Origin of the sequence: Nostoc sp. LEGE 12447, assembly GCF_015206985.1 — a bacterium.
In the GTDB taxonomy this organism is placed as follows: Bacteria; Cyanobacteriota; Cyanobacteriia; order Cyanobacteriales; family Nostocaceae; genus Nostoc.
The window spans coordinates 1-13,058 of sequence record NZ_JADEXT010000087.1; the positions used below are offsets into that span (position 1 = coordinate 1).

The 13,058-nt window shown below is 37.7% G+C and carries 9 protein-coding genes and 1 pseudogene; 2 read left to right on the forward strand and 8 right to left on the reverse strand.

The annotated features are described in order from the left end of the window. Positions 1–610: 610 nt before the first annotated feature. Positions 611–886, reverse strand: coding sequence for a fertility inhibition FinO-like protein (locus IQ274_RS35075; protein ID WP_228058607.1), 276 nt, complete (start codon positions 884–886; stop codon positions 611–613). A gap of 11 nt (positions 887–897) precedes the next feature. Beyond that, positions 898–2,244, reverse strand: coding sequence for an NB-ARC domain-containing protein (locus tag IQ274_RS35080; RefSeq protein ID WP_228058608.1), 1,347 nt, complete (start codon positions 2,242–2,244; stop codon positions 898–900). 725 nt (positions 2,245–2,969) lie between these two features. Between IQ274_RS35080 and IQ274_RS35085 the strand changes: the two genes are divergently transcribed. Next, entirely contained in the window at positions 2,970–4,946 is a 1,977-nt protein-coding gene (locus tag IQ274_RS35085; RefSeq protein ID WP_194145087.1) for a protein kinase domain-containing protein, read from the forward strand. Between the two features lie 63 nt (positions 4,947–5,009). Then, positions 5,010–6,062: a hypothetical protein gene (locus tag IQ274_RS35090; RefSeq protein WP_228058610.1), complete on the forward strand. Its 1,053-nt coding sequence runs from the start codon at positions 5,010–5,012 to the stop codon at positions 6,060–6,062. Here IQ274_RS35090 and IQ274_RS35095 read toward each other — a convergent pair. The 6 genes and pseudogenes from IQ274_RS35095 to IQ274_RS35115 form a co-directional block, all read right to left on the reverse strand. Beyond that, a complete protein-coding gene (locus tag IQ274_RS35095) occupies positions 6,023–8,536 on the reverse strand; it encodes a CHAT domain-containing protein (protein WP_194145089.1) in 2,514 nt (837 codons plus the stop codon). The two genes, IQ274_RS35090 and IQ274_RS35095, sit on opposite strands and share 40 nt — an antisense overlap. 38 nt (positions 8,537–8,574) lie before the next feature. Further along, positions 8,575–10,974 carry a filamentous hemagglutinin N-terminal domain-containing protein gene (locus tag IQ274_RS35100; RefSeq protein ID WP_194145090.1) on the reverse strand — a complete coding sequence of 800 codons (2,400 nt, stop codon included), beginning with the start codon at positions 10,972–10,974 and terminating at the stop codon, positions 8,575–8,577. Positions 10,975–11,187: 213 nt separating this feature from the next. Continuing rightward, positions 11,188–11,655: a GNAT family N-acetyltransferase gene (locus IQ274_RS35105; protein WP_194145091.1), complete on the reverse strand. Its 468-nt coding sequence runs from the start codon at positions 11,653–11,655 to the stop codon at positions 11,188–11,190. Between the two features lie 228 nt (positions 11,656–11,883). Continuing rightward, positions 11,884–12,015: a hypothetical protein gene (locus IQ274_RS37635; protein WP_265578602.1), complete on the reverse strand. Its 132-nt coding sequence runs from the start codon at positions 12,013–12,015 to the stop codon at positions 11,884–11,886. 377 nt (positions 12,016–12,392) lie between these two features. Further along, complete coding sequence (locus IQ274_RS35110; protein ID WP_194145092.1) at positions 12,393–12,908, reverse strand: hypothetical protein; 516 nt, start codon at positions 12,906–12,908, stop codon at positions 12,393–12,395. 30 nt (positions 12,909–12,938) lie between these two features. Continuing rightward, positions 12,939–13,058, reverse strand: a pseudogene (locus tag IQ274_RS35115) (IS630 family transposase); the annotation flags it as partial.

Genomic DNA, 13,058 nt, shown 5'->3' on the forward strand with positions numbered 1-13,058 from the left:
TACTTGGTTGACAAGCTCAGAGGGGGTTGCATCAGTTATCAGTCAACAGTTGACAATTATCAAGGACTGTGAATTCCAACTGATAACTGTTATTCGCGCTGCTACTATTTTTTGCTACAAAATTCGGGATATTTCTTAATCAAACTTAACTTTACAGAAACTTATGAATTTCAACAACAAAAATTGCCACACTAAACTGGTGAGTTTCGTGCAGCTTCTCGTATAATACAAGAAGCAGCGTGGACTTAATCTCTTTTTACCAGTCAGTGGAAACAAGTCGCCAAACTTTAACTACCACTGCTTTGGTTGCTTTGAGATAACCCCGCTCTGAAATTATTCGGTTTTTTGAGCCTTGGACAAAGCGCCTACTCTTTAGTGGCATTTTGTCCTTTAAATTTTTGGTGTTGTGTATCTCCCTCCATTTGTTGTTCGTTTTGATTTTACAGAACTTCTGGTCTTCTGGTATCTAGTGTCGTTTTGATTTTTACTTGTGACCTCCATATTTGCTAAGGATTGCTTTAGGGGTAATCGAGGGTTGGTAGCACCTCTTTCTGTGTAGGGTGTGATTACCCTGGCTCAAGCAGTACCAGGCGTGGCTGTTACTTCTGGTTTAGGCTTGCGCTGAAAAACTTACTTGTTGTATATCATTAGGTTTATCCAATACGAACCTGTTGTCTGTTTGCTGACCGAGTTGAAGAGTGATTGTTGCTATATATTGGGGGTAATTACTAGCAGTGTCAGTCAATTTCTTCCAAACTTTTGGTTTTGTAACTGATATGATTCGTCCGTCACAGTCAATATCAAATTGCTGCCAGCTATTCTCCAGTCTCTTGGGTTGAGGGAGTTCGTTGATTTTTGTGGTAATCTCTAGTTTTCCTGTAATCATGAATACCTCTGTTATGATGCGATTGGGAAATTGGATGAAGCTTTGGATGTGTATACCCATCCTTGTGGATCTGTTTTAATATACTTTTTTACCACTGGTTCTAAATTAAAGCTGATTTCTTCTGTAATAGGGTCTTTAATAGTTTCAATTAATGAGTGTTTTTCAAGTACCTCTAATGCCTTAATTAGCTCAAATTTTGAAACTGACGTTTGCGGTTCACGATTCATGTCATTTAATAGTTTAGCAAAGCCAACGTATTGTGAATTTAAAGTTACTTCCTCTGTTAAATAAATCATAATTCTCTTCTGAATTTTGCTCAATAATTGACTAAATAGATGATTCAGCATTTCTTGAAACTGGTCACTAACTAATGTAGTTGGGTTTTCAAAAAACTTTTCGGTGCTACCTCCAAAGAAGTGATGAATGCGATTAATTACTGCTTTTAATTCTGAAGGATTACCTCTATAAGTTTTGATTAAATCATTGCATTTTTCTTGATCTATTAATCCTTTGCTAGATAAAAGCTGTAACGCAGCGTCTGCCTCTAACCCTTCAACTCTAAGAAAATCGATAGGTAATTCAGCTGCTATTAGACTCTCAATTTCATCAGGAAAAACTCGACTAGTTATGATTACGCAGCTTTGACACAGCTCCTCTGTTAAACGACGAAAAAATAATCCATAGTCTCGTCGATACTGAAAGTTACTTGTTTGAAATAAAGCTTCAGATGCATCCAATACGAGCAAGCAGCGACGTGATTGCAACTGCTTGATCAATATCGAAATCATGGACTGTGTATGCTCAGGCAAGCTTGAAGATATTTCTGTGGGTTGGATTAACTCTATCAAATCACTTACTAAGTCTTGAACTAATGGTGCGTGGGCCACCGATTTCCAGATTAAACAATCGAATCTAGGTTGAGACTCCAAACTAAGTTCTTCTAATAGTTTTGCTGCTAATGTGCTTTTGCCAATTCCTGCTGCCCCTACTAGCAATATGCATCTCTGCTTAATCGCTAACTCTTTTAAATGTATTAGTTCTTGTACACGACCATAAAAACTGGACACATCAGGTGATTTACTCCCAATCACTTGTATCTGATTCTTAGCAGTGTATGTTTGTTCTTCATGTATGGCATTTTGAAACTGATACTTTTTTGTTACTCGTTCTAAAAAATACCGCAAGCTTTGTTTTTCAACTCGTTCGCCATCTCCAATCGTTGTTGAAAGCATATTCCACAGGGGAGAGGCTACTCGTCGTTGCAAGTAGTTAAGACTGTAATTCGAATTGCTTGCTATATCCTTATACTCCTTTCCATCCCAAGCTGCTTTAATAACAAGAATCTCAGGCGGAGACAAGCGTTTGCGTCTTTCGGTTAACACTAAGTTGTCTACTACAGCCAAGGCATCTTCAAAAGTTACATCTGCTGAAAATCTTTGCCCTAAAACTTTCTGTTCTTTGACAAGAACAGAGGAAGCGTTAGTAGACTTAAGTCTTGATTCAGCACTAAAATCCATATCTTTATAATTTTTGTTGGTGTATTAAATATCTATGAGGATTTTTTATTGTAGATTAGAGCTAGAGCGAGTAAAAAGTATACTGCACCTCTAAGAATATACTGCACTTTTATGATACTTGATTGTTGTTCATAATTGTTCACATTATACATTTATCATAATATTTTCTAATAAAACCACTTAGACCTTCAAATAGGTCAGCAACCCTTAGTTTCTTTCCGAGGTCTTTAGCTCGGATTTATCACTCGTTTTCTCAAAGCCTTACAGAACGTAGATTCAGGCGTTTCACAACTGGATCAAAATTTTTAGCTGTCAGAAATGACTGAAAGATATTTTGGGTAGAGGTTACGATGAATCTGATGCCTGCGGCAAGCGTAGCCATTGTGAGACTTATGAAAAATGTGGGTTTAGACAACTAATGTTTAAGTCTTAGCTGACCAGACTATTAAATACTACATAAAGCACTACATAAAGCTGACGATTATGAATACACATGTACAAAATAAATATTTACTAGATAACTCTTCATGTTTTAAACCCGGAAGAGGAAGGCGCGAGGAAGTTTTGTGAGTTATTGTATCAATCCCCTATGTTCTCAGCGTCAAAATCCAGACAACGTTGAAAAGTGTTTATCGTGTGGTACTTCACTACTGATTAATAACCGTATCCGTCTAGTCAAACCATTAAAAGCGCTTACTGATAATCCATACAACTACTTTGATGTTTTTGAAGTAGATGACACTGGTACTAAGTGGCATCCAGTTTGTGAACAACGAGTCATGAAAGTTCTAAAATGGAATACACCTAAGCTTGTAGAGTTAATTGAGCGGGAATCTCTCACTTTACAACTAATTCGACACCCAAAAATTCCTCGCAGTACTTTAGATGACTATTTTACTTTTGTTCCAAACAATAGTCTTCTAACATTACATTGCTTAGTTATGGATAAATTTGAGGGACAAAACTTGGAGCAATGGATAGAATCTAATGGGAAAATTTCACAATCTCTAGCATTAGAATGGCTTAAGCAGTTAGTTGAAATTCTTGATACAGTACACCGCTCTAATTTTTTTCATCGAGATATAAAACCTTCTAATATAGTTCTTCAGGTAAATGGTCAACTGGCATTAGTTGATTTTGGTACTGCACGGCGAGTAACTGACACCTATCTGGCAAAAGTTAGTGGAAGTGGGGGAACTAGTGCAGGCAGGGGAGGAGTATATGAAATTACAGCTGTTGTCACACCTCGTTATACCCCTTTGGAGCAGATAAATGGACAAGCAGTACCTCAATCAGATTTTTATGCTTTAGGGCGAACCCTTGTACATTTAGTTAGTGGTATGTCACTGATGCGTCTGCCAACAGATAAGAGTACAGGAAATTTAATTTGGCGAGACAAGGCTTCACAGATAGATAGACCTTTCGCTGATTTTATAGAAGATTTAATGGCTCCCTTGCCAGGGCAACGCCCGCAAACTACAGGAGTAATTTTGCAGCGTTTGGAGCGTTTACCATTTAAATCAAAACTTAATCGACTAATTAAATCGAGGTCATTTAGAGTTGGTGTAGGCGTATTAGGTTTTTTAAGCATCGCTAGTTTGATATATGCGTCCCTACCTTTAGTAGCAAATTATTATCTAAGTGAAGGAAAGAAAGCTCAACAAGTAAATAGATTTCAGGAAGCAAAAACTTATTTTAAAAAAGCAGTTAATTTGAATTATAAGTTAAATTTTATAGTAGCAACCTCTTTTTTTGAACAAGGTGAAAAATCACATAAAGAAAATCGTATTATAGATGCTGAAAAAAACTTTGAGGCAGCAGTCAAATACAATCCTAATTTAGCTTATTCAATCTCTAAGTTCTACTTTGAGCAGGCTGATAGGCGCGGAATAGCTCCTGGAATTGCTAAAAAATACTATGGACTCGCTATCAAATTTAATCCTAAAGATGTAGTCATTTACAATAATTTGGCTTTAGTATGTCAAGATTTAGGTGATGACAAGTGCGTTACCGATAGTTATAAAACCTTGTTTAAATTAAAACCTAATGCTTGGGAAGGGCATTACGGATTGGGAAGTTTTTACGATGATCGAGGCGAATACGCATTAGCAGAAATCCAATATAAATTGGCTATACAAAATAGTAATAAAGACGCACAACCCCTTAATAATCTATCAAGATTAAAAAATATAGCTGGGGATTATAATGCAGCAGTTAGTTTAGCTCTAGAAGGCTTACAAAAAACTAAAGATCCTGAAAGACAAGCTACTTTGTACAAGAATTTAGGGTGGGCGAAATTAGGGCAAAAGAAATATGGTGAGGCGAAGGAATATTTAGAACAAGCGATTAAATTAGACTCCAAAAGAACAGATGCTTATTGCCTGCTAGCACAAGTACATGAAGTTTTGGGTGAAATTAATCATACCAGGATATCCTGGGAAGTCTGCTTGGTTGCTGAGTCTAACCAGTTAGAGGTCCAGAAATGGAGAAAGCAAGTATTAAAGCGGTTATTGGGAGATATTGTGCCGGGATCTTCACCATAGGCTTTTTTTTGTTCCCTAATCCCGTTATGCTACTAACTTAAAGATAACCAGATAATATTTTCAATGCCCAATCTAGCCACACTGAACTCAACAAACGAAGTAGGGAAAAAAGTCTCTAGAGTTCCATTGGTAACAATTGCCTCAATAATGCTTCTATCAAACTCTGGCGGTGCATTGGCTCAACCCCAACTAGTAGCAAAGCGTGTCTGCATTAATGAAGTTGGTCGAATTATCAGCTCAGGCGATCGCTATCTAGCAGTCGGAAGCGAGATTTGTCTAGGAGATAAGATTAACCCAGCTAATGGAAGTACGGTTAAGGCTGTGTGCTATTCGAGTCGCCAGGTTTTAGAATTTCAGCAAGGTGCTGTTTTCGGTGTCTCAGGTATATGTACGCCGCAACAGGTTCAAGCAGAACGACGGCAATGTACACCTCTAAATCGGAATGTCTGTCCGAAGATGAAAGGGCCAAGTGAAGATCAAGATTCACTAAAGCTGATTACTCCTTACGGAAATATACTTTTAAATACCCGACCGACAATTTCTTGGCATCCAGTGAAGAATGCTACCAGCTATACAGTAGAGATCACTAGTTATAAATTTCATTGGCAAGTAGAAGTGAAAGATACTATACTGCCCTATCCAAAAAAACGAAAAGAATTAGAGTACAGTGCTGCTTATACAATTACAGTAACTGCAAATAAAGGTGATTCTCCTATTAATTCTCCTGGGAAGTTAGTAGTCCATGTATTGCCTGAAAGTGATGTTAAACAGGTTTTAGAGGAGGTGGATGTAATTAACAAATTAGGCTTATCTGCCGACGAAGCTGCTTTTCTCGATCTAGATATTATATATATTTCAAAAGGGTTATTAAATGAAACAATTAATTCATTAAAAGCAAGAGTGGCAGCAGGTAGTAAAAATCCAACTCTGTTTAGAGTACTAGGAGATCGTTATTTGGACGCATGGTTACTAGATGAAGCTTTTCGTGAATACAAAATGGCAGAATGGTTGGCGAAAAGTAGTGGCAACTCTAATGAATTAGCTCAGGTGCAGTCACGGCTAAAATTGATGAAATCTCAAAGCCAACCACCGATGAGGAGGAAACCTGCCCAATAGTAAGGATGAGAGTAATCTGGATTTGATGACAAACTCAATTGTGCAAGACGTAGTGCCTCTGTTTTAGTTTTACCATCTTTCAACTCCTTGTAAAATTCTTTCATGAGCAGAGCGGTAGATTTGTCATCTACGCGCCATAAAGTTGCGACAGTACTCCTTGCTCCTCCTTGGGCTGCGATCCCAGCGATTCCTAACGCCGAGCGCTTATTTCCCTTAGCTGTCTCACAACCACTCAAAACCAATAACTCAATTGTATCTTCATTGATTTGATTTTTTTGTTTTAGTAAATTATCAAACTCTAATAAGTTGATTGGCTTGTCCCAGCTAAAAAACATTGTCAGTTGAGGAACTGAACTAAATTGAGCATGAGTTGTTAAGTGAATAATCGGAAAATTCTCTCTACTTACTTCTTTTATAAAACGGTTATAAGTGAACTCTTCATTGATCAACGAAAGTGAAGAATTGGTTTGCTCTTTAACGTTTGCTATTTCTTCTAGCACAGATGGCAGTTCTGTCAGGTATGAAGGAGCATTTGCGGCTTTGAAGCTGGGACTAGATTTAGAGAGTCCAGCAATTAAAGCTCTTAATTGTTTTCTAGGTAAGAGTTTGGGCTGCCGAACTTTAGAACCCAAAGTCTCAGCAATGTTGTAGTACTTCAGTAAATAATCTTTTCCATCATGAAGCAAGCCCATAGGTAAACTTTGGAAAGATGTATCTAAAGTAAACACTAATGTTCCATTTTGGGGCAAATATTTTTTTATAGGTGCAATAAGCAAATTATAAAGTGCTTGAGAATAATCAAGAATCACCTGGATTTTAGTATTAGCAAAATTCTGATCCTGTAAAGTTCGTAAAAGATGATCTGCATGAAATTTCACTAACTTTGGAGCAACAGAGTGGTGGTGAACGGATTTGTCGGGTGACTGAACAACCACCTCTATACTGTTGCCTAAATCAATAATGTGAATTACTGAAGGAATGCTATCTAAATTTTTCAAATCATTCAAAGCGACAAGATTTAGCTTGCCACATTGAAGATAATTTTCCAACTTTGCTATTTGCAGTCTTTCATTAGTCTGAATTATGCGCTCCAAATTTGGATTATAATCTGTTAGGAGCAATTGCATATAGTCACGATACAAAGGCTCAACTTTTTCTTTGAATGAGAACTGTAAATCTGTATTATTTGATAAAAGATTGTTGCGAACTTGGGTCACGTTTTCAATGGCGGCACTATAAGCTTGGAGAGCCTCTTTATATTTTCCCTGCTCTTTGTACAAAATTCCTAATTCATGCTGCCATTGATAGGCAAGATCCCATGCTTGAACTGATTGAGCCAATCCCAAAGCCTGTTCAAAATATGGTTGTGATAGCTCTAGTTGTAACTTTCCTAAAGTGCCAAAACTCTCTGACTGTAATCTCTGACTATTAGTGCTTTTAGCCTTTTCTAAAGCAGATTTAGCATATTCAATAGCTAGGGAATGGAACTGTTGTCCTGGAATTTTATTTAGACTTTTAGCGAAATTTAGCTTGGCATAAACAGAATAGCTGGTTGGTAGTTGAGAAAAGACCGAATTATTTTCCAACAGTAAAGCTACAGATGGCTGTATCTGTTGAGTGATTTTAGTACGAAGGGAGGCTAATTGTGTATTCCCTGAATTGGACTCTACTATTAACCACTGATCGAAGTCCACCAGTAAGCTCAAGTGATGTAATTGAGCTTGCAATTTTATTTCCTTTGGAGTGTTTGAGGTACTAATCACTTGTTGATAAATATCGAGAGATTCAAGTACCTGTTGTTGAATGAAATTGACAAATTTTTTCTGGGAAATGGGTTCTTCTATTTCAGAATATTGATTTCGTGCTTGTTTGTAAATATCCTGTTTAGTATTACCTAATGAAAGCATGATGCCACTAGTATCAATAGAGAGCATAAACTTAGCAACAGATAATATTTCTGACAAAATTTTTTTTGATTCATCAAGCTTGCCTAACCGACGTAAAACTTCTCCTAAGTTGTGCAATCCGAGCAAATTTAGGGGTGAAGTAATTTGCTTATTGATGGCTGCTGTCAGCAGTTTTTCCATAGATTCAGTAGGTTGCTGTGGCGTATTAGCGCAAAGAGAAGTATTTGCATTTAACTTCAAAGCTGACAACAGCGTATTACATGCACGAGGATACAAACCTAAAGTTTGCAGAGCAATATTTTCATTTATTAGGCTTTTAGTAAGCAACTTTTGATCATCTAGTTGACGGTAAATTATTGTGGCTTTTTGCCAAGTCTCAAGGGCTGATGCTGCCTGACCTTGATTCAATTGCTCGTAACCTTTTTGAGTTAACAATTGTGCCTGCTTTTGTTGTTGTGTTGCTTTATTTATCTCCTGAGCTAATATAAAGGATGGTTGGGTGATAACTATGGATAAGCCGAGAATGACTAACAACAAATACTTGAACCAATACCGATATTTAAGCATTTTCGCTCCATTACCAGTCTTGCTTATACAAAATACTTTTAACGACACGCCAATGCAGATAATGAGCTATTAGGGGTTGCTATATTGTTTTGTGCAGTTAAGACGACATTCCCATCAAGATTTATTATCCAACCCTGAGCTTCTATTATCTGCATAGGTTCTTCAGTTTGTGATGCCTTCGATGCCTCTAAGTTATTATTGTGGATTGCAACAGAGTTATTTTGCTGTTCATAATTCATATATGGCATATCATCAGAATTAGCTGGCAGTCCACCAGCGCCAACATTCACAAATTTACTGATTGGCATACCTGAATTTTTTTGACAAACAGAGGCTATTTGAGGAGCTACTTGAATCGATTCTGATTTGAATTTAGTAGGATAAATTTCACCACCAGTATTGTTAATGTTAACAGTGCCGTTAATTCCGTATTTAGAACTTGCAGAAATTTCACTGTCACGAGCAATAAAAAGTCCTTTAGTATTAATTAGCACGTTTCCTCCATACCCATAAAAAGCATTGGCAGCAATACTGCTCTTCTCCCAAGCACTTAATATATCTGCATTGATGTTCATATTACCGCCATTGCCTCTACTACCTGCGGTCGTCGTTACAGTACTGTAATTACTTAGCTGCAAATACCGTGCATTCACGAAAATATTACCGCCTTCGCCGTTAGCGGTAGTTGCTGTAATGGCACTTTTTTTGTTTAAAGAAACAGAAGCAGCATTGATTCTGAGTGTCCCAGCATCGTTAGAACCGTCATTTCTCACGTTAACTTCAGCACCGTCTGTAACACTCAACTGACCAGTATTAATCGTCACGTTTCCAGATTTTCCAGAAGGCACTGGAGGGAGTCTGTATAACTTTTGCAAGGTTGGAGAGACGATATTAGCACTGGAGATCACCAAACTCGGCTCTCCAAAACCAAGTATCTTACCACTTACCTCTACAGATTTAAAGGCGTTAATCGTAACACTACCGCCCTCCCCACTTGCTAAAGTAGAAGCGTCAACCCTCCCGCCATCTTGAACCATTAACTTTGATGTATTGATTGTTAGGCTGCCAGCTTTGCCAGCATTGAGCGATATGGAAGATAAAATACTTGGCTGAAAGGTTATTGGTGAAGCTCCTATTATTTCTAGAGAGTTAGTTGCACTTACAGTGACATCTCCTCCTCTACCAGTTCCAAAGGTTGAAGAGGACAAGTTACCTCCATCCGTGGCAACGAATTGCCCTGTTGACACTGTAATATTGTTTGCGTTTCCAGAATTGAAAGTTGCAGTGCTGATAGTACTAAAAACAGCAGGGTCAAAAGGCGAAACCCCAAGCAATTGTATAGAATCATAGGCATTCACATTTATATTGCCACTTGTTGCACCACCAAAGGTTAAATTATTTATTTGTCCTCCATTTTTAATAATTACCTGTTTGGTTGAAATTGCAATGTCTCCAGCTTGGCCAAATCCCAAAGTTTCGCTCCGCAAACCACCAGCTGTCCTAGCAATTGGATCGCTACCACTCACTGACAAAGACTCCGAAGCATTCACGTTTAGTGTGCCTCCTGGTAGTGTTCCTTGATTTTGATTTAAGATTACTGAGCCATCTGTAAGCGTAACTCTGCGTCCCTCTATCTGTATAGATCCAGTGCCAATGCCACTACTATCAACTAGAGCGCGTTTTGAGAGGTTAATATCTTGGAAATAAGGTACATTTTCATAGCCCAGTTTCCAACCAGAGGTCGTCGGATTAATACTGACTGAACCATTGCTGAGGCTACCCAATTCAATTCGCCCTCCCCTAGCCGTTATCACACCTCCCTCTAAAATTACATCGCCACCAACAATTGCTAAAGTTCTTTCTGGTTGCACTTGTAAATTTGCGGCGTTACTACTTGTGATCAGAGGAGAAAAAGGAGGGCCAATTAGATTGTGACCTGTACCTTGGATGCGAATTGTACCGGGATTGCTATTAATTTGCAGTCCAATAGGCACACTTACTGTTAGTAAAGGATTAGGTTGGGGATTATTTGTACTAAATTTAGTATCATCAGCAAAATTAATTTGATTTGCAGTAGTAGCTAGAAATGAACCACCAATATTTAATTTGGCATTATTACCAAAAACAATGCCATTGGGATTGAGCAGAAACAAATTAGCCGTGCCATTGGCTTTGAGAATGCCATCTATATTAGAAATAGACTTCCCAGTAATACGAGTAATAATGTTTTGGATATTTATATCGTTGTTAAAGTAAGCTTCATTTCCAGTAAGCACGGAAAATTGTTCAAAACTATGGAACAAGTTGCTCCCTTTTATAGTACCACCTTCTATGCGGTTGGTATTACCTTCATGTTCAACATGAGAATTGCTAGGTAGTGTTGTATCTGGTATAATCTGTGCATTAACTGGCACTGAAATGAGTAGTAAATAAGACATAACACCGCTTTTAAAACCCGATAACGGAACAGTATATAGTTTCAAAAGACCTCTTTTATATTTAAAATAAGGTTTGAATACTTGTAGGTTAAAACTTGTAAAGTTAGCTAGGCCTATCTAAATGGCGCACAAGAATATAGCAGTATTGTGCAACTTAAATATTCGTAATTCAAATATTACAATACAGCGAACAAGGTTAATCTTAATAAGCGCTCAGTTGGGATATTCATACTTCATAAACAGCACAAAAGCTTTCGTTAACCTCTTTCGTAATTGGGATAGTCCAAACTTTGGCTTGAGGGATGGTGGTAAATCTTTAAAATTAAGGGATACAAAGCCTCTTTTAATGTAAAAGTTCACCAATTGATGTTTTAAGCATTTTAAATAAAGCGGTTGACTAGCTTGATTAATTAAATGCTGTATTAGAACAGTCCCTAAACCACGGTTTCGCCAAGCCGGTGCAACAAATAAACTGCCTAGCTCTTGTGCTAAGTGAAAGTTTCGGAGCTGCCCGAAGGCTACTAAATGTCCATCACATTCAATGACCCAAAATTGCTGCCATCTTAATTGACTGGGGTCTAGCCTTGCTCTAAATACAAAAAATACTATTAACCACATATCAAAAGGCTTGGCTTTACGAAGAACATACTCAGGTGGCAACGAAAAATTACACTGTATCATTTATCAAGCCATAATTGGACAATTGCAATGTACCTTGAATGGTTGAATTTTTTTACCAAAATTATGGGTTTTGTCAATTTTTTGTGAGTACTTTAGATGCGCCGACACTGCAAAAGAGCTACTTCTGTTTGATCCTTGAGCGCACCAGTATTTCATTACTAAAGTAATTTGATATTTTTTAACGACAACCAGCCCACCAACTAAGTCTGCATGGCGCTTGTTACGTATTCAAGCGTTAGTATAGGTGTTGAAGTTAGCAGTATCCGGTATCTGTAGGTTGTGATCGCGGATACTGCCTTTGGTTGTAAGCTTTAGTTTGGCAATGTTTGGAATGCCAGCAATGTATTTTTTATAACTCATAGAAATTAGGGAAACTCAGCTAAATCGGGAACACAGGAAACACAACAGACAATTGTTCTTCATTGAAAGCAGTTGCTTGTACTATTCTTGACAGCGTTGCTAACTACTGACAAAAGTAGTTTGTTGCGACAAAACCTTCTTTTATCAGAATTGCTAATTTCGGATTACCTTAGCAAGGGAAAATCATGATTTTTATCGTGAACTTAAGCTGCCAACATTTATTAACTTGATATTAGATGTTTAATACCTTAGAAAATTTTGATAAACAGGAAAGCTTATGACTGTCAGTTGCTCAAACGATCAATCTTTAAACATATTTGCTCAACTTTCTCAACCACCAAATACTTTGCCTTCAGCTTAAAAAGCAAATATACTCCTTATTCGCTTTGGATGTAACGAAAGTTCATATCCCCCTTGTAGCCAGAAGCTTTCGCAAGATCCTTAAGGTTTTGTATGCCAGTATACTGATGTCCATTGATAACCCAAGTTGGTACACCTGGGACTTTCGCCGCATTGCACAAATCTGGCTGGGGATTGATACCTCTCTTATTGCACTCCACCTTGATGCTGTTGTTGATGATCTGGTAGGCTTTTTTACCAAAGAGTAATTTTTGTTCATGACAGTGAGGACACCACCAAGCGACGTATTCTTTTGCACCGATGTTCACCAAATGCTTCGCCAAGGCTAGTTCTGCCTCCCCAGAAGTGGTGGTGATTTCCCAACCGATTCCAGTCTGAGGCCGTTCTTTGGGCAAGAAGAAAATAATTGATGGGGACTTTTGGTTGTCTGTTTGTTGAGCAATATCTGTCATTAGTGCAGAGCCAGAACTCGTACCAACACAGATAATGGAGAGCGTTAACAGTGCAAGTAAAAAAGGGTGTTTGATAGCCATATTAAATATATACTTTGATTGAATATAGGATTAGTATTTGATTTTTGAAAAAGCTCCGTACATCTGAAGAGACGGAAAATCAAAAGTAGTATTTTGAATGAACCACTCAAACATCCACTTTAGATGAGAGAATTTTGGAATTAAAGCACA